The organism is Blautia sp. AM28-27 (assembly GCF_003480905.1).
In the GTDB taxonomy this organism is placed as follows: domain Bacteria; phylum Bacillota; class Clostridia; order Lachnospirales; family Lachnospiraceae; genus Fusicatenibacter; species Fusicatenibacter saccharivorans.
The window spans coordinates 23,260-41,315 of sequence record NZ_QUJK01000001.1; the positions used below are offsets into that span (position 1 = coordinate 23,260).

Genomic DNA, 18,056 nt, shown 5'->3' on the forward strand with positions numbered 1-18,056 from the left:
TGAACATGGTAAACTTTTACCTATATTGGAAAAGAATCGACACAAAATATCGAGATACAGGAGGCTCTATGTCAGTTTTTTCAGATTTATTATCCGAATATATCACCATGAAGGATGTCGGGGTTTACCCGCTTTCACAGTTCTGCGGACTCGATCGTTCTTTCATGTATAAGATCATCAATGGAAAACGAAATCCGTCCGGGGAGGATGTTGTGCGGAAGATGGCGCAGTTCATGCAGCTGACGCCGCAGGAAAAAATAGATTTCATGGATGCGTTTTACATTGCCCAGATGGGTGCGGAAGTTTATTACCGACGCAAATCAGTCGGAGAACTGATTGAAACGTTCAGCCGCCGCGAGGGGAAAAAGGAATATATCTTCCATGAGGCGGAGATTGCAAAACTGGAATTGAACGGGGGGGGGGTAGCGGAGAGATTCCCTTTCGGGGCACAGTGCATGTGCGGCATGCAATTTTACAGTTGTTTTCCGGCGAAGCTGTAAAAGAAAACGGAAAAATTTCCGTTCTGGTCCAGCCGGACTTCGATTTTGCCATGGAACTTCTGCAGGTATTCGGGGAACAGAACCCGAATTTGACGATTCAACATCTGTTCTGCATGAACAACAACGAGAAGATGGTTTCGATGCGGAAAAATTACAACCTGAGTTGTCTGCAGAAAATTCTCCCGATCTGTGCCTGCGGCTGCGATTACCGTGCGCGGTACTACTACGACAATGTGACGGCACGGCTGAATGAGTTCCGCCTTTTCCCGTACCTCATCCTGACGGAGCACTGTGCGCTTGCTTTCAGCGCCGATTACCAGAATGCACTTTTGTTCCGGGAGGAGACGACGCTGCGGATGATGCGCGAGATGTTTGAAGGCTATTTCAAACAGTCGGAGCCGTTGTTTGAACGTCTTGACACGGTACAGTCCCAGCTTGGCTATACGGAAACACTGATTCGTCACTTTATCGCATCAGATTCCCCGCGGTATTTCTTCCAGAGAATGCCGTGTCTTTCCGGCCTTCTGACAGCAGAAATGCTGGAGCGCCATCTCGTAAAAGAAATGCCGGGGCGTGAGCAGATGATACGGGCGGTTGCACAGTACGCAAAGGTGATGCAGACACAGGTACTGGATAAAAAAACGACGATGTTTTTTTCAGAGGATGGCATCAAAAGTTTCCTGGACACGGGCCGCGTGGATGAGTATCCAAAAGAGTGCTATTCTCCGCTGGACTTTGACGAGCGTATTGCCCTGATCCGCCGCTTTCTGGCGCTGCGGGATCGCGCGAATCTTCGTATGATCCGGGAAACGAAAGAGAGAGCAGAGCATGCGCTGAATATTTCGGTCAATGCAAACGAGGGCTATCTTCTGTTCCAGACGCGGACAGAGCGGCTGATTTACCTCAGCATCCGGGAACCGAGCATTCTTATGGCATTCTACGATTACCTGGAATCCATGAAACCGGAAGAACTCTGCACGGAAGAGGAGATGCTGGGACGTGTCGAAGCCATTCTGCATGAATTTGTGGCTTGTCATTCCAGAGAAGGTTCGATATAATAGAAAAAAGGATATTTCCAAACCGGTCATCTCGGGTGAGTTCCGGTGTGTGTCTGCTGAAAAGAAGGCTGGACACACACCGGGCGGAAACCTGTGGATGACCGGTTTTGACTGTACGAAAAAGAAATGGGGGTTTTTACGAATGAGTGCAGAAAGTAAGACAAGAATGACGGAGGGCAGCATTTCGAAAAAGATGATTCTGTTTGCGATTCCGCTGTTTCTTGGCAATCTGTTCCAGCAGTTGTACAACACGGCTGACTCACTGATTGTAGGAAATTTTCTGGGAAGCAATGCGCTGGCAGCGGTCAGCTCTTCGGGCAATCTGATCTTTCTGATGGTTGGTTTTATTAACGGTATCGCAATGGGCGCCGGTGTCGTGATTGCAAGGTATTACGGAGCGAAAAACCGGGAAGATCTGCAGAAAGCGATCCATACGACCGTGGCGTTCGGCCTGGCGGCCGGTGTAGCGCTGACTGTGCTTGGCATGTATCTGGCGCCGAAAATCCTTGTGCTGATGGGAACACCGTCCGATGTCCTGCCGCAGTCCGTCGAATATTTCCGTACCTATTTTGCAGGATCTCTTGGTTTTATCATGTATAACATTTTCGTCGGCATCCTGCAGTCCGTTGGCGACAGCCGTCACCCGCTGATCTATCTGATCGTATCGTCGTGCATCAATGTTGTGCTCGACCTGCTTTTTATCGGAGGGCTTGGCATGGGGGTCGGTGCGGCGGCGCTTGCAACGGTCATTTCCCAGTTCACAAGCGCGATTCTCTGCATGATCCATCTGCTGCGGACGAAGGAAGAGTATCGTCTTCATATCCGCAAAATCCGCTTCGATGGCAGAGCGCTCGGTGAAATCATCCGCAACGGTGTGCCGTCCGGTTTCCAGAACTCGGTTATTTCGATCGCAAACGTTTTCGTGCAGACGAACATCAATGTATTCGGGAAAATGGCGATGGCAGGCTGCGGTTCATATGCAAAAATCGAGGGTTTTGCATTCCTTCCGGTTACATGCTTTACGATGGCATTGACGACGTTTGTCAGCCAGAATCTCGGTGCAAAACAGTATGACCGGGCGAAAAAAGGAGCGCGGTTTGGCATTCTCTGTTCCATTACCATCGCCGAGCTGATCGGGTTTGTGATCTATGCGGCCGCACCGACTTTGATTGCGGCGTTTAACAGCGATCCGGCCGTTGTCCATTACGGCGTGATGCAGGCGAGAACGATTGCACTGTTTTATTTTCTGCTGGCGTTTTCTCATTGCATCGCGGCTGTGCTCCGCGGTTCCGGGCACGCCGCGGTTCCCATGGTTGTCATGCTCTGCGTCTGGTGCCTGTTCCGCGTCAGCTACATTACCGTGACGGTCCGGCTGATCCCGGATATCCGCGTGATTTTCTGGGCTTACCCGCTGACCTGGAGTATCAGTTCTGTCATTTTCCTGTATCTGTTTTTGAAAGGAAAATGGGTATACGGTTTTGAAAAAGGAGGAAAACAAAGATGAACGCAGAATCGACGAGAGAAGCGCTTGATGTGGCATCGCTGGCGGGAGACATCCTGCTGGCGAGCGGTGCGGAAATCTTCCGTGTGGAGGAGACGATCGACCGCATTGCGCGGGCGTATGGCGTTGACTCCAGCGATGCGTTTGTGTTGAGCAGTGGTATTTTTCTGACAGCTGAGAGCGGAAAAAAGCAGGAATTTGCCCGCGTGCGTCACATTCCGCTGTCGGCGGCGCGGCTCGACAAGGTAACGGCAGTCAACCAGCTCTCCCGCGAAATCGAGGAGGGGCTGCACGCGCCGAAGGAGGCGAAGGCCTGGCTGCTCGACATTCAGCGGATGCCGGACAAACCAAGATGGCACCAGGTACTTGCATCCGGTGTCGGAAGCGCGTGCTTCTGTTTTCTGTTCGGCGGCGATGTGGTGGACAGCATGGTAGCATTTCTGTCGGGCTTTGTTCTGTACTTCTATCTGCTGTACCTGCTGCGCGGCAGAATGTCAAAAATTGCGACGAATATTTCCGGCGGCGCGCTTGTCACACTGATTGCCGTTTTTCTGTATCAGGCGGGGATCGGCCATCATCTGGACAAGGTCATCATCGGTTCGATTATTCCGCTGGTGCCCGGTGTCAATTTCACGAACGCCATCCGTGATATTGCGGATCAGGACTACATCGCGGGTTCCGTGCGGATGCTCGATGCGCTGCTTGTGACATTCTGTATTGCGCTCGGCGTCGGACTGATTATCACAGGATATCATCAACTGGCGGGAGGGCTGCAGCTATGAGTGATACCATTCGTTTAATTGCGGAATTTTTTGCCGCCTGCGTCGGAACGATTGCGTTTGCGCTGCTGTTCCAGGTGCCGCGGAAATACTACCTGTACTGCGGACTGGCAGGTGCCTGCGGCTGGATCTGCTATAAACTGATCCTCCCGCATACGACAGAGCCGGTGTCCATCTTTTTTGCAACGGTGCTCGTCATCCTTCTGTCGCGCAGCTTTGCGGTGTACAAGCGCTGTCCGGTAACGGTATTTCTGATTGCGGGTATTTTCCCGCTGGTGCCGGGAAGCGGCATCTACTGGACTGCTTTTTACGTGGTAACCAATGATCTGGAGCGCGCCGGTGCAAGAGGATTTCTGACACTGAAGGATGCAGTTGCGATTGTGCTTGGCATTCTCTTTGTTTTTGAGTTTCCGCAGAGCTGGTTCCGTAAGGTGTTGACAGACAAAAGCAAATAACCTATTATTGTAGTAGAGATTATAAACAAGGAGGAAGGAAAACAAATGGCATTAAATCAGTTTTCCAGAACACAGCTTCTGCTCGGACAGGAGAGCATGGATCTTCTGGCGAATGCAACCGTTGCCGTTTTCGGTATCGGCGGCGTGGGCGGCTATACCGTGGAGGCACTGGCAAGAAGCGGTATCGGCCATTTTGTGCTGGTAGACGATGACAAGGTCTGCCTCACCAACATCAACCGTCAGATTATTGCGACGAGAAGCAGTGTCGGAAAATATAAAGTAGACGTAATGAAAGAACGCATTCTGGATATCAATCCGAAAGCGGAGGTAGAGGTATACAAATGCTTCTATCTGCCGGAAAATGCGGACGATTTTGATTTTTCGAAGTATTCATACGTGGTGGATGCTGTTGATACCGTGACAGCGAAGATTGAGATTATCATGCGCGCCAAAGCGTGCAATGTGCCGGTCATCAGCTGCATGGGAGCTGGAAACAAGCTGGACCCGACGAAGTTCCGCGTGGCGGATATCTATAAAACGAACATGTGTCCGCTGGCAAAGGTCATGCGGCGTGAGATGAAAAAACGCGGCGTGAAGAAACTGAAAGTGGTCTATTCAGAGGAAAAATCCCTCCGTCCGCTTGAGGATATGAGCATCAGCTGCCGGACAAATTGCATTTGTCCTCCGGGAGCTGCAAGAAAATGCACGGAGCGGCGTGATATCCCGGGCAGCGTAGCGTTTGTGCCGTCCGTAGCAGGACTGATTCTGGCGGGAGAGGTCATCAAAGATCTTTCCGGTGTCAGAGAGAGACGGCAGCTGCAGTAAAAAATAAGAATAAAAGGGACGAGCCCCGGAAAAGCAGTTGTGCTTTCCGGGGCTCGCCTTGTGTTTATGGAGATTTGAAATTTGAAAAATTACATTACGGCAACAACATCATATTCGGTGCAGCCTTCGGTGAGCGGAATCAGATTTCCTTCTACTGCGGTTCCGTTTACCGTGAGGGAAGAAATACCTTTCTCCCTGTGCTCCGGATTCTGGAAGGTGATGTTATACCATGCACCGCGGAAGTATCTGCGGATCTTGAACTCTTCCATATCGGACGGAATACACGGATTTAAGGAAAGTCCGTCGTAATCCGGCTGAATGCCGAGTATGTATTGGGAAACATTGACAAAAGTCCATGCGGCAGTACCGGTCAGCCAGGAGTTCTTTGCCTCACCGAAGTGAGCAGCGTCTTTTCCGGCGATCATCTGGGAGTATACGTACGGCTCAGTACGATGGATTTCACTGATGTCCTCGATATAAGCCGGGCAGATCTTACGGTACAGGTCAAAGGCGCGGTTGCCGTGACCTACCACCGTTTCGGCGATGGAAATCCATGGGTTGTTGTGACAGAAGATACCGGCATTTTCTTTGTATCCCGGCGGATAGGAGGAAACTTCACCAAGATTCAGGTAATATTTGGTGTAAGCCGGCTGCAGAAGAACGACACCGTACTTGGTTTCCAGAATATTTTTTACGGAAGTCAGAGCCTTTTCGGCCAGACCCTCTTTTACGCCGATTTCGGCAAGAACGCAGAAGCCCTGTGGCTCGATGAAAATCTTGCCTTCCTCACACTCTTTTGATCCGACTTTTTCACCTGCAGCGTCATACGCACGCAGGAACCACTCGCCGTCCCAGCCTGCATCGAGCACTGCCTGGTAAACTTTTTCGACTTCTTTTTCTGCGTAAACAGCTTCTTCCTCATTGCCTCTGCGGCGGCAGATGGTTGCGTACTCTTTGCCGTATTTTACGAACATAGCGGCGATGAAAATGGACTCAGCAACCGGTCCCTCGGAAGGTCCTGTCGTCTGGAACGGTTCGCCCGGCTCTGCAGAGAAGCAGTTCAGGTTCAGACAGTCATTCCAGTCAGCACGGCCGATCAGCGGCAGTTTGTGCGGTCCGAGATGGGTTACGGTAAAGTCGAAGGAACGTTTCAGGTGCTCCATCAGAGGCTGTGCCTTGGTGGAATCGTTGTCGAAATCAACCTGCTCATCGAGAATGGAGAAATCTCCGGTCTCTTTGATGTAGGCGGCGCATCCGGCAATCAGCCAGAGCGGGTCATCGTTGAAGCCGCTTCCGATATCCATGTTTCCTTTCTTGGTCAGCGGCTGATACTGGTGATATGCGCTTCCGTCTTCAAACTGGGTAGCAGCGATATCGAGCAGACGCTCTCTTGCGCGGTCCGGGATCAGATGAACGAAGCCGAGCAGATCCTGGCAGGAGTCACGGAAGCCCATGCCGCGACCGGTGCCGGATTCGAAGTAGGATGCAGAACGGGACATGTTGAAGGTAACCATACACTGATACTGGTTCCAGATGTTGACCATGCGTCCCAGTTTTTCATCTGCACAGGAGAGCGCATATTTTGCCAGCAGGCCTTCCCAGTAGGAAGCAAGCTCTGCAAGTGCTGCGTCAACCTGCTCGTCGGTCTGATAGTGGGAGAGCATCTCTTTTGCCGGTTTTTTGTTGATCACGCCAGGAGCTTCCCATTTGTCATCCGCTGCATTCTCACAGTAACCGAGAACGAAGATAAAGGAGCGGGACTCGCCTGGTTTTAAGGTAACGTCGATGTGGTGGGAACCGATGACACCCCATCCGCTGGCAACGGTGTTGCCTGCAGTGCCGCGCAGAACGGTCTCCGGGCGGTCATTTCCGCGGTAAGCGCCAAGGAAAGCGTCGCGGTCGGTATCGTATCCGTCGATCGGGCAGTTGACTGCATAAACAGCGTAATGTCTGCGGCGCTCGCGGTACTCAGTTTTGTGGTAAATTTCAGAACCCTGAATCTCAACTTCGCCGATGCTGAAGTTTCTCTGGAAGTTGGTCATATCGTCCACGGCGTTCCAGAAGCAGAACTCTACAAAAGAAGTCAGAGCCAGTGTTTTTTCTTCGGTGCCGTTGTTGGTCAGCATGAGACGGTTTACTTCGCAGGAATCTGCCAGCGGAACAAAAGCGGTCAGTTCAGCGGCAACTAAGTTTTTGGAAGAAACAAAGCGGCTGTAGCCAAGGCCATGATGGCACTCGTAGGAATCGAGCGGCGTCTGGGTCGGCTGCCAGCCCGGGTTCCAGACGGTATCGCCGTCCTTGATGTAGTAGTAGCGTCCGTTCTGATCGAGCGGCGTATCGTTATAACGGTAACGGGTCAGACGCAGAAGTTTTGCGTCCTTGTAGAAGCTGTATCCGCCGCAGGTATTGGAAATCAGAGAAAAGAAGTTCTCAGATCCCAGATAGTTGATCCACGGAAGCGGAGTCTTCGGGCTTGTGATGACATACTCTTTTTTCGCATCATCAAAATGTCCAAATTGCATGTGTGATACCTCCTTCGTCGTACAATGTAATTTCATTATACAGCCGAAAAAAGAAAAAACTAGCAAGAATTTGCTAAAAATATAAAAAAACGCCGAAACCGTTTTCGTGACAGTTTCGGCGTTTGTGGATATTCACGAATTGTTCCGCGATTCTGCAAACATTCGGAATCCGCTGGCGCTGCTTCCTCATGTTTGGCGGGTTCCAAATTCGAACGCTTTATCGTACAAGCACGAACAGCTTTCGAACTTTGAACCCTGGAATATCAGATCTTCTCGTGATTCTTAAATTTCTTAATAACTTTCTGAATACGATCCGCCGGATCCAGCAGTCCGCTGATGGAGGCGTCGTGATTCAGCTTGTCGATGATGAGAGCGATATATTTGCTCAGGTCGCAGCTGATGTAATATTCGCGGGAGAGAAGCTCCGGTGTCTGGTATACGACGTTGGTGGTCAGAACTTTTGTGAAGAGTCCTTCCTCATAAGCCTTGTCGAATTTCTCCAGTCCGCTGGTGAACAGTCCGAAGGTCGAGCACATGTAGATGTTGCGTGCCTCACGATCCTTTAAGAGTTTGGCAACTTCCAGCATACTCTCGCCGGAGGAGATCATATCGTCGATGATGATCATATCCTTACCTTTGACATCAGCACCGAGGAACTCATGGGCAACGATCGGGTTGCGTCCGTCAATGATGGTAGAGTAGTCACGGCGTTTGTAGAACATACCCATGTCAACACCGAGGTTGTTTGCCATGTAGATAGCACGGCCCATACCGCCCTCATCCGGGCTGATGACCATCAGATGATCCTTGTCGAGCTTCATATCCGGTGCATTGCGCAGGATGTTTTTGATGAACTGGTAAGCCGGCTGGATGGTTTCAAATCCATGCAGCGGAATCGCGTTCTGGACACGCGGGTCGTGGGCGTCGAAGGTGATGATGTTTTCTACGCCCATAGCAGTCAGCTCCTGCAGACCAAGTGCGCAGTCGAGAGACTCTCTTCCAGATCTCTTGTGCTGGCGGCTCTCATACAGGAATGGCATAATGACATTGATTCTGCGGGCTTTTCCACCGATGGCTGCGATGACACGCTTCAGATCCTGGAAGTGGTCGTCCGGAGACATGTGGTTGGTGTAGCCGCACAGAGAATAGGTCAGGCTGTAGTTGCAGACATCGAGCAGAATGTAGATATCGTCACCGCGGACAGATTCGTTGATGATACCCTTTGCCTCGCCTGAACCGAAACGCGGAACCTGAGACTGGATAATGTAGCTGTCACGCTCATATCCTTCATAGGCAGCGACATATTTTTCCGCAAATTCATTGCCGCGTCCCTTTCTCCAGCTGACCAGATAATCGTCGACCTTTTTTCCAAGTGCGGCGCTGCTGTTCAGCGGGATCAGTCCCAGTCTTCCGATTGGCAGTGTGTCAAAATGTCCTTCAGTTCCCTTACTCATGCTTTGGTTCCTCCCAAAAGTTTTTTCTGGATCCGAATATCGTTTCCAAAAAGTTTAATGATGGTGTAGTTACTTGAAATTCGTGAAAAGGTACGTTCCGAGTACGTCTCCATGAAGCGGTCAAGGGGCAGGTTCGTGGAGATGATCGTCGATTTCTTCCGCAGGATGCGTTCGTTGATGCAGAGAAAGAGCTGGGAAGAGACGAAGCTGTTGGTCAGTTCCGTACCTAAATCATCGATGATCAGAAGATCGCAGTCAAAGATATTGGCGTGAGCGTCTTTTGCTTCTTCTGAACTGGAAAAGGTGTAGCGTGCAAACAGGTCAAACAGATCAAATGCAGTAAAATAAATCACACAGAACGACTGCTCGATCAGCTCGCGGGCAATACAGTGCGAAAGAAACGTTTTTCCGACACCGGTGTCGCCGTAAAAGAAGAGATTTTCAAACGACGAGCCGAAATTGCGGACGAACGCCTGGCTTTTTTCGAGCGCGGCAGCAGCGGCCTCGCGGGAAGTGAGCGGTGTTCCGGTACTGGTCAGGCTGTCCGAGTAGTAATCCAGAGAGAACTGGCTGAAATTTTCGGCTTTCAGAAGCTCCTCCACGTTGGACTGCCGGTACAGAAGATCGACGGCAGCTTTTTTGAAGCAGGCGCATTTCTGCGTGCCGTTGATGTAGCCGGTGTCGCGGCAGAGCGGGCAGTCATACGTCAGCTCGAGATAGTCTGCCGGGTAGCCGTGCATGGAAAGGAGCGCCGCGCGTTCCTGGGAACGGTCACGGATGGCAGCATTCAGGTCGAGATCCATGGAAGCGTCTCCGTTCAGCATCGCTTTTGCTTTCCGAACCGAGAGGGATGCAATCTCGGCGTCGATTTCCGCAAGGCGCGGAATCTTTTCATAAGCAATGCGGATGTGCTCCTGCTGTTCTCTCTGGTGGCGGAGCTGCCGTTCGTTGTACATGCGCATAATCGCATCGTATTGCGGGTTTGTCAGTGCCATAGTTGTTTCGTCCTCCGGGCGTTATTTCAGAAGCTGTTCTTCTAACTTCTGGTAGTCGTATTCTCTCTGATGGAAATTGTTGAAGCGGTTACTTGAAGCAGCAGGAGCGGTTTTTCGTGCCGCATTCTGATCAGAAGCGGTTTTCTTCCTTTTCTGGTGCTCCGCATCGCGCTGTTCGACGTCTGCCATGGAGCGGACGCCCTGTTCCTTCCATTTGGAGAGAATGCCTTCCGCGTACTGGAAGCTCGGCTGGCCGATCTTGGAAACGGTGCGCTGACAGGCTTCGGTGATAAGATCAATCGTAAAACCGTAGGTATTCAGCCAGCGGTCCATCATCTCGGCTTCTTTTTCCACCGGTGCGCGGTTGCGGATGCCGAATGCTTTCAAAATTGTGTAGTAATGTTTGTTGAATGTCGTGGTCTCCTGTTTGGCAGAGGCAACATCGCGGATTCCGCTTTCCTGCCAGGCGAGTCCTACCTTTTTCAGGTAGTGGATGCTGGTGCTTCCCTTCGAAACACAGTATTCCACCAGGTATTCCAGAAGATCCGCGGAAAAGTGGAGATCATCATAGAAAAACATGATGCATTCGATTTCCGTCGGCGACAGAAGATGACCGAAATACGTCTGCGCAACGTAAAGAACGTGCTGCAGTTCTTCGCGGCTGCCGGGAGCGTGTTTTTTTTCTGCTGACTGTCTGGAAATACCGGAACTGGAAAGATCATCTGCCGGAGAAGAGGCAGATGGGGCAGAAACGGCCGGCTGTGGTGATGGAGCCGGGGTCTGTTCCGTCTGCGGGATTTCAACGGATACAGCAGAAACAGCCGGTGCAGCCGCAATCGGGCCGGAAATCGAGGATTCCGGTGTTGGAAGGATTCCGCTTTCTTCCTTCCGGACAAGCGGCAGAAAGGCGATTCCGGTCGGAACGCTTTCCCCGGCGGTGTAGGAGAGCGAGAGGAGTCCCTGCTTCTCCCAGTATTTCAGCGCACGGACGATATCGTTTTCCGTGCAGGAAAAAAAATCTGCCATCGATGACAGAGTGGAATCCTGCTGATGGTCTTTGACCAGCTTCAGCAGATAAAGGTACACTTTTACAAATTCTCCGTTGGCTGCGGGCATATATTGTTCCAGAAAAAGATCCGGCACAGCAGTCACACTGGCCAGGCAGTCATTGTTTAATGTCAGCATACTCAAAATTACACCATCCTGTTCTTATCGTGCGGCAGATTTTTACTTTTAGCGATCTGTTTTTTATTATACGTCTTGCCTTCTCATACACAATCAAGTATAACACAGTATTTTCGACAAGTGAATAGGTGTTTTGCGGAAAAAACATTCCGGGAAAAAGGCACGGTGGATGAAAAAGGACTGTGGACAATGTGGATAATGTGGAGAAATCCGTTTTGTGAAATATTATCATCTACCAAAAATGTTGAAAAATGGAGCAAAACAGGGAAGTATAGGACTTTCTGGTGATATCGTTATGTAAACAAAGTTATACACAGGAAATCCACATTGTGTGGATCGTAAAAATGTGTATAAAATTGTGGACAATGTGGATAACTCTGAAAACAGGCGAAAATACAGGAAAATAGCTGTGAATAAAAATGTGCGTAACTATTTGGCGAAAAGGCAGATTGTGTGGATTCGGAGCAAAAAAAGACCCTGTGGAAAAAAGGAAAACTCCATTTTCCACAGGGAGCAGGTAAAGCGAAAGAATGATTTTATTTTTCGGAAGCAAGAAGCTCCTCACCGATTTTTACAACGTCTCCGGCACCCATGGTGATCAGCATGTCGCCCTCGGCAAGATTTTCGTTCAGATAGTTTTCGATTTCCGCAAAGGATGGGAAATATTCGCAGGCAGTGCCGAGTTTTACAATGCGCTCCTGGATATCTTTGGAGGAGATGCCGAGCGTATCGGTTTCTCTGGCTGCGTAAATATCGGCGAGAACCACATGGTCTGCCAGGGAAAGAGCGGCGGCGAAATCATCGAGCAGCGCTTTCGTTCTGGTGTAGGTATGCGGCTGGAAGACGCACCACAGTGTTCTGTGCGCACAGTTTTCAGCGGCTTCCATCGTTGCACGGATTTCGGTTGGATGATGCGCATAATCGTCGATCACCTTTGCTCCGTGGTATGTACCTTTATACTGGAAACGGCGGTCGGTTCCGCGGAAGGTGGCAAAGCCTTCGTGGATAGCGTTTTCCGGCAGCTGCAGTTCATCGGCCAGTGCAATGGCAGCCAGGGCGTTGGAAACGTTGTGAAGTCCCGGAACCATCAGCGTATAGCGACCGCGCAGCTCGCCACGGCAGATGCAGTCGAAGGATGGGTGATCCAGCCCATCGTAGGTAATATTGGCAGCGGTATAGTCAGCAGCAGCCTGGTTCTCCAGCGCGTAGGTGACAACCTTACAGCCAAGACCTTCGGTCACGTAATCGTATTTCGGCGTATCGGCGTTGATAATCAGCATGCCGTCGGTCGGGAGCAGACGGGCAAACGCACGGAAGGAGTGGCGGATGTCATCGATATCCTTGAAGAAATCGAGATGGTCTGCATCCATGTTGAGGATAATGCCGATTTTCGGGAAGAAGCTTAAGAAACTGTTGGTGTACTCGCATGCCTCGGTCAGGAAGGTTTCGGAATGGCCGACACGGATATTTCCGCCGATGGACGGAAGAATACCGCCGACAGAAATAGTCGGATCGCAGTCAGCGGCCATCAGAATGTGGGAGAGCATAGAAGTTGTTGTCGTCTTTCCGTGTGTACCGGAAACGGCGATCGGTGTATCGTAGTTGCGCATGATCTGTCCGAGCAGCTCGGCACGGGTCAGCATCGGAACACCGGCAGCTTTTGCAGCGGCAAATTCCGGATTGTCCGGATGGATGGCTGCGGTATAAACAACAAGGTCGGTTCCCGGAAGAATGTTTTCTGCCTTCTGACCGTAGAAAACCTGTGCGCCAAGAGAAGTCAGGTGGCGGGTCAGGTCACTTTCTTTTGCATCGGAACCGGAAATTGTAAAGCTTTCTTTTAAAAGAATCTCGGCAAGGCCGCTCATGCTGATGCCGCCGATGCCAATAAAATGTATATGGATTGGTTTGCTGAAATCTACTTCGTACATGGTATCTCCTTCAATGTGTCTTTTCACTGAAAATGGGGAAATTTTCTCAATACATATTTTTCAATTAATATAGGAAAGAACAGAACGAAATGCAGCGCCGGTTCCCCGGAATCCGGCTGGAACTGTTCTGGCTAATAGTATACACGTATTTGCCGGAAAAGTAAAAGAAAAAAAGCGGATGAATTCGAAAATGAAATAAAAAACAATGGATAAGTATTATAAACCAGAACATATGCAAAAAGAAATATTGCAAACTAAAATGAACGAAATGTAACAAAAACTGGTAAAAATAAATGAATACGCTGTCGAAAATTGTAGAAAATCATGATACGATTTTTGACACAAATAAAATGCATAGTCAAAATCAATAAAATATAAGATAAAATAAAAGAAAAATTATAAAAAATGTTCACAATGAGACGGAAGTGTGATATAATTTTAATTGTAGTTATCAAAGAAGTGCGTGGATATGAAAAACCAGAACCGACAGCATGGTTGCTGTTTCGTACACAGGGAGACAGGTGCTGTTTCGCTGCGTGAGAAAGTGATTCAGGTGTAAGTAGCCCCTTCCTGCAAGGCAAAGCCTGAAGGGGGGCAGCGAAGGTTACCGTTCGCGGAAAAGCGGTGAACGGTAAGCGTAGAACCGTACATTCTTACAGTTACTGCAAATCTTTAGATACGACAAGAGGTGATTGCATGATTAAGAAAGAGATGATAGCAATGCTGCTGGCAGGCGGTCAGGGAAGCCGTCTCGGTGTGCTCACGGAGAAAGTGGCAAAACCGGCAGTAGCATTTGGCGGAAAGTATCGAATCATCGACTTCCCGCTCAGTAATTGTATCAATTCAGGAATTGATACGGTAGGCGTACTGACCCAGTATCAGCCGCTGCGGCTGAACACCCATATCGGAATCGGCATTCCGTGGGATCTCGATAAAAACGAAGGCGGCGTAACCGTTCTGCCGCCATATGAAAAAAGTACAAACAGCGAATGGTATACAGGAACTGCAAATGCAATTTACCAGAACATGGCTTATATGGAAACATACAATCCAGAATATGTTCTGATTCTTTCCGGCGACCACATTTACAAAATGGATTACGAGGTGATGCTTGACTATCACAAAGCAAACCACGCAGATGTGACCATCGCATGTATGCCGGTACCGATCGAAGAAGCAAGCCGTTTCGGTGTCATGATCACAGACGGAAACGGAAGAATTACCGAATTTGAAGAAAAACCGGAGCACCCGAGAAGCAACCTCGCTTCTATGGGCATCTATATTTTCAGCTGGAAAGCATTAAAGGAATCTCTGACAGCCCTGAAGGATCAGCCGAGCTGTGACTTCGGAAAACATATTCTGCCGTACTGCCGCGACAACGGAAAACGCCTGTTTGCGTATGAGTTCAACGGCTACTGGAAAGATGTCGGAACGCTTGGCTCATACTGGGAAGCAAATATGGAGCTGATCGATATTATTCCGGAATTCAATTTATATGAGGAGTTCTGGAAGATCTATACCAAAGGTGATATCATCCGTCCGCAGTATGTTTCCGGGGACGCTGTCATCGACCGCTGTATTATCGGCGAGGGCGCTGAAATCTACGGAGAGGTACATAATTCCGTCATCGGTGCGGATGTGCGCATTGAAAAGGGTGTTGTTGTAAGAGATTCTATTATTATGCGCCACAGCACAATCGGCGAGGGAACCCAGGTCAATAAGGCCATTATTGCAGAAAACGTACATGTCGGCAAACATGTTGTGATGGGCGTTGGCGAGGAAGCGCCGAACGTCTTAAAACCGAATATTTACGGATTCGGACTTGTGACCGTTGGAGAAAAGGCAGTCATTCCGGATGGCGTAACCATTGGAAAGAATGTCTGCATTTCCGGCGAAACTTCCCTTGAGGATTACCCGGATGGCACACTTCCGTCCGGCGGAGCAATTGTAGAAAAGGACGGTGAGTAATATGAGAGCATTGGGAATTATTCTTGCAGGCGGTAACAACAACAAAATGAGAGAGCTGTCCAATAAAAGAGCCGTTGCAGCTATGCCGGTCGCAGGCAGCTTCCGCAGCATCGATTTTGCGCTGTCAAGCATGGCAAACTCTCATATTCAGAAGGTGGCTGTCCTGACACAGTACAACGCCAGATCTTTAAATGAACATTTGAGCTCTTCCAAATGGTGGGATTTCGGAAGAAAACATGGCGGTCTGTTTGTATTTTCTCCAACCGTTACATCAGATAACAGCTGGTGGTACCGTGGAACGGCAGACGCGATCAGTCAGAACCTGAGCTGGCTGAAAAACAGCCATGAACCGTACGTAGTCATCGCATCGGGAGATGGCGTATATAAACTGGATTTCAATAAGGTACTGGAATACCATATTGCAAAACGTGCGGATGTTACCGTGGTATGCACGGATTCCAAGGAAGCAGATACCAGCCGCTTCGGCGTCCTGAAGATGAATGAGGACTGCCGCATTGAGGAGTTCGAGGAAAAACCGATGGTTTCGAGCTCCAACGTGATCTCTACCGGTATCTATGTCATCCGCCGTCGCCAGCTGATCGAAATGATTGAGCGCAGCGCACAGGAAGACCGCTACGACTTTGTAAAGGATATTTTGATCCGTTACAAAAACCTGAAACGGATTTACGGATACAAGATCAATACCTACTGGAGCAACATTGCTACCGTAGATTCCTATTACAGAACCAACATGGATTTCCTGAAACCGGAGGTAAGAGATTACTTCTTCGGCCAGTATCCGGGCATCTACTCCAAGATCGACGATCTTCCGCCGGCAAAATACAATCCGGGCTGTGCAGTGAAAAATTCTCTTGTATCCAGCGGCTGTATCATCAACGGACAGGTTGAGAACTCTGTTTTGTTCAAGAAGGTATATGTTGGAAACAACTGTGTGATTAAAAATTCTATCATCTTAAATGATGTATATCTCGGAGACAACACTCACATTGAAAACTGTATTGTGGAGAGCAGGGACACCATCCGTGCAAACTCCTATCACTGTGGGGAGGACGGCATCAAAATTGTTGTCGAAAAAAACGAAAGATACGCCATCTGATTATGGGGTGAAAGGGGCATAAAAGTTTATGAACATTACAGACGTGAGAGTACGCAAGGTAACAAAAGAAGGAAAAATGAAGGCGGTTGTGTCTATCACAATCGATGACGAATTTGTCGTACATGATATCAAGGTGATTGAAGGAGAAAAAGGACTGTTCATCGCAATGCCGAGCCGTAAGGCTACGGACGGGGAGTACCGCGATATCGCACATCCGATCAACTCCGGAACCAGAGAAAAAATTCAGACCATTATCCTGAAACAGTACGAACAGGCGATGGCAGAAGCGGAAGCAGAGGAAGCTGCTGCAGAGGCCTGAGCAAAAAGGAAGAAAGAATGCCCCCGGGCGGAAAACGGAAGTGGTTACGTTTTCCGCCCGGGGGCGTTTTTGTCAGTAAAAACAAAGATGACGATATACAAAAGTATATCGCCATCTTTTTATGAGGGGGGAGATAGTGAGTGGTTTATCAACTATCCGAGCTTTATTATAAAAGGAATATGTGAGCAAAGTGTGTCCAAATTCTAAAAGAAATGGAAAAAATATAAAGAAAAGAAGAAAAATTGTGGGAAGAGGTATGGACAGAAGAGAGAAGAGAGCGTAAAGTGAGAGAAAAATGTATCTTCGGAGTCTTTTTTTGTGCCTGTATTTGCGTGAGCTGAAAAATTCCGGGAGTACATCATAAAAAGAGGAGGAAACAGGATGAGACAGAAGAGAATCAGCGATTACGGATATCGGATCGGACATCATGAAAACGGACCGCGAAACAAAATTACGGATGTGCCCGGTGTGCGGGTAGGCCATGCGACGGTGGAAAGTGGAAATCAGCATACCGGAGTGACGGTGATTGTGCCGGGAGAAGGCAATCCGTTTCTGAAAAAGTACCTGGCGTCTGCCTATGTGCATAATGGTTTCGGGAAAACGTGCGGTCTTGTGCAGGTACAGGAGCTCGGAACTCTTGAAACGCCCATTGCCCTGACCAATACACTGAATGTCGGAAAAGTGGCGGATGCCATGATTTCATGGATGATACAGCAGACCCGAAAAGAAGGGGAAGATGTTTTTTCTATCAATCCGGTTGTCGGAGAATGTAATGATTCGAGAATCAATGAGATTTGTAACCGGGTAGTGGGGGAAAAAGAGCTGTATCAGGCACTGGAGCAGGCGGATACAGACTTTGCGGAAGGTGATATCGGTGCCGGAACAGGAACTATCTGCTATGGGCTGAAAGGGGGAATCGGATCAGCATCCCGCACGCTGGTGTTTGACGGAAAAACATATACCATTGGTGTTCTGGTACAGTCAAATTTCGGAGCAACCAGAGATTTGAAAATCAGTGGAAAACCGGCAGGAGAGAAGATTCTGGAGCGGATCCGGAAGGAAGAATGCGGAAGCAGCGCCGAAGACCGGGGATCTATTATGACGGTTCTGGCAACAGACCTTCCGGTATCGGAGCGGCAGCTGTACCGGATTATCCGCCGCTGTGGAGTCGGAATCGCCAGAACAGGAGCCTACACCGGCCACGGAAGCGGTGAAATCATGATCGGATTTACAACAGCAAACCGCGTAGACACAAAGAGTACATGTGAGGTGGAAGCGTGCGCCCGGATAAAAGAAGAAAAAATCAACGAGGCATTTGAAGCAGCGGCAGAGGCTGTGGAGGAAGCGATCCTGAACTCTATGGTAACCGCAAAGGAAAAAAGAGGCCTGGACGGAGCCAGATACCGCAGCCTTGCCGAATTTCTGGAAATACCGGGATTTCTGAAATGAA

Annotated in this window: 15 protein-coding genes; 10 read left to right on the top strand and 5 right to left on the bottom strand. The window is 49.4% G+C overall.

Annotated features, from left to right (window positions below):
- The first annotated feature begins 68 nt into the window (after window positions 1-68).
- The 6 genes from DW743_RS00105 to DW743_RS00130 all read left to right on the top strand — a co-directional run bounded on the left by DW743_RS00105 (window position 69) and on the right by DW743_RS00130 (window position 5,118).
- Window positions 69-500, top strand: coding sequence for a helix-turn-helix domain-containing protein (locus DW743_RS00105; protein WP_117761739.1), 432 nt, complete (start codon window positions 69-71; stop codon window positions 498-500).
- Window positions 458-1,558, top strand: coding sequence for a hypothetical protein (locus tag DW743_RS00110; protein WP_147345107.1), 1,101 nt, complete (start codon window positions 458-460; stop codon window positions 1,556-1,558). Before DW743_RS00105 ends, DW743_RS00110 begins: the two co-directional genes overlap by 43 nt.
- Window positions 1,559-1,700: 142 nt before the next feature.
- Window positions 1,701-3,062, top strand: coding sequence for an MATE family efflux transporter (locus DW743_RS00115; RefSeq protein ID WP_117761758.1), 1,362 nt, complete (start codon window positions 1,701-1,703; stop codon window positions 3,060-3,062).
- Window positions 3,059-3,841, top strand: coding sequence for a threonine/serine exporter family protein (locus DW743_RS00120; RefSeq protein ID WP_117761737.1), 783 nt, complete (start codon window positions 3,059-3,061; stop codon window positions 3,839-3,841). The genes DW743_RS00115 and DW743_RS00120 overlap by 4 nt, the downstream gene beginning before the upstream one ends.
- Window positions 3,838-4,293, top strand: coding sequence for a threonine/serine exporter family protein (locus DW743_RS00125; protein WP_117761736.1), 456 nt, complete (start codon window positions 3,838-3,840; stop codon window positions 4,291-4,293). The genes DW743_RS00120 and DW743_RS00125 overlap by 4 nt, the downstream gene beginning before the upstream one ends.
- A 45-nt stretch (window positions 4,294-4,338) precedes the next feature.
- Window positions 4,339-5,118 (top strand): tRNA threonylcarbamoyladenosine dehydratase, encoded by a 780-nt coding sequence (locus tag DW743_RS00130; RefSeq protein ID WP_117761735.1) that lies wholly within the window; start codon window positions 4,339-4,341, stop codon window positions 5,116-5,118.
- 89 nt (window positions 5,119-5,207) lie between these two features.
- Here the strand turns inward: DW743_RS00130 and DW743_RS00135 are convergent, their stop codons facing one another.
- From DW743_RS00135 to murC, 5 genes are all read right to left on the bottom strand, one after another.
- Complete coding sequence (locus DW743_RS00135; RefSeq protein ID WP_118760252.1) at window positions 5,208-7,640, bottom strand: GH36-type glycosyl hydrolase domain-containing protein; 2,433 nt, start codon at window positions 7,638-7,640, stop codon at window positions 5,208-5,210.
- 263 nt (window positions 7,641-7,903) lie between these two features.
- Window positions 7,904-9,094 (bottom strand): ribose-phosphate pyrophosphokinase, encoded by a 1,191-nt coding sequence (locus DW743_RS00140; protein ID WP_022463223.1) that lies wholly within the window; start codon window positions 9,092-9,094, stop codon window positions 7,904-7,906.
- Window positions 9,091-10,089, bottom strand: a complete 999-nt coding sequence (locus DW743_RS00145; RefSeq protein WP_055219220.1) for an ATP-binding protein — start codon at window positions 10,087-10,089, stop codon at window positions 9,091-9,093. Before DW743_RS00145 ends, DW743_RS00140 begins: the two co-directional genes overlap by 4 nt.
- A gap of 21 nt (window positions 10,090-10,110) precedes the next feature.
- A complete protein-coding gene (locus DW743_RS00150; protein ID WP_117761733.1) occupies window positions 10,111-11,274 on the bottom strand; it encodes a DnaD domain protein in 1,164 nt (387 codons plus the stop codon).
- Between the two features lie 536 nt (window positions 11,275-11,810).
- On the bottom strand, window positions 11,811-13,202 hold the full coding sequence (gene murC, locus DW743_RS00155) for a UDP-N-acetylmuramate--L-alanine ligase (protein ID WP_117761732.1): 1,392 nt from the start codon (window positions 13,200-13,202) through the stop codon (window positions 11,811-11,813).
- 696 nt (window positions 13,203-13,898) lie between these two features.
- On the opposite strand from murC, the gene DW743_RS00160 reads away from it, so the two are divergent.
- The 4 genes from DW743_RS00160 to DW743_RS00175 all read left to right on the top strand — a co-directional run bounded on the left by DW743_RS00160 (window position 13,899) and on the right by DW743_RS00175 (window position 18,055).
- Entirely contained in the window at window positions 13,899-15,170 is a 1,272-nt protein-coding gene (locus DW743_RS00160) for a glucose-1-phosphate adenylyltransferase (protein ID WP_022463227.1), read from the top strand.
- 1 nt (window position 15,171) lies between these two features.
- Entirely contained in the window at window positions 15,172-16,287 is a 1,116-nt protein-coding gene (gene glgD, locus DW743_RS00165) for a glucose-1-phosphate adenylyltransferase subunit GlgD (protein WP_117761731.1), read from the top strand.
- A 28-nt stretch (window positions 16,288-16,315) separates the two neighbouring features.
- Entirely contained in the window at window positions 16,316-16,606 is a 291-nt protein-coding gene (spoVG, locus tag DW743_RS00170; RefSeq protein ID WP_022463229.1) for a septation regulator SpoVG, read from the top strand.
- Window positions 16,607-16,987: 381 nt separating this feature from the next.
- Window positions 16,988-18,055, top strand: coding sequence for a P1 family peptidase (locus DW743_RS00175; RefSeq protein WP_117761730.1), 1,068 nt, complete (start codon window positions 16,988-16,990; stop codon window positions 18,053-18,055).
- Window position 18,056: the final 1 nt, after the last annotated feature.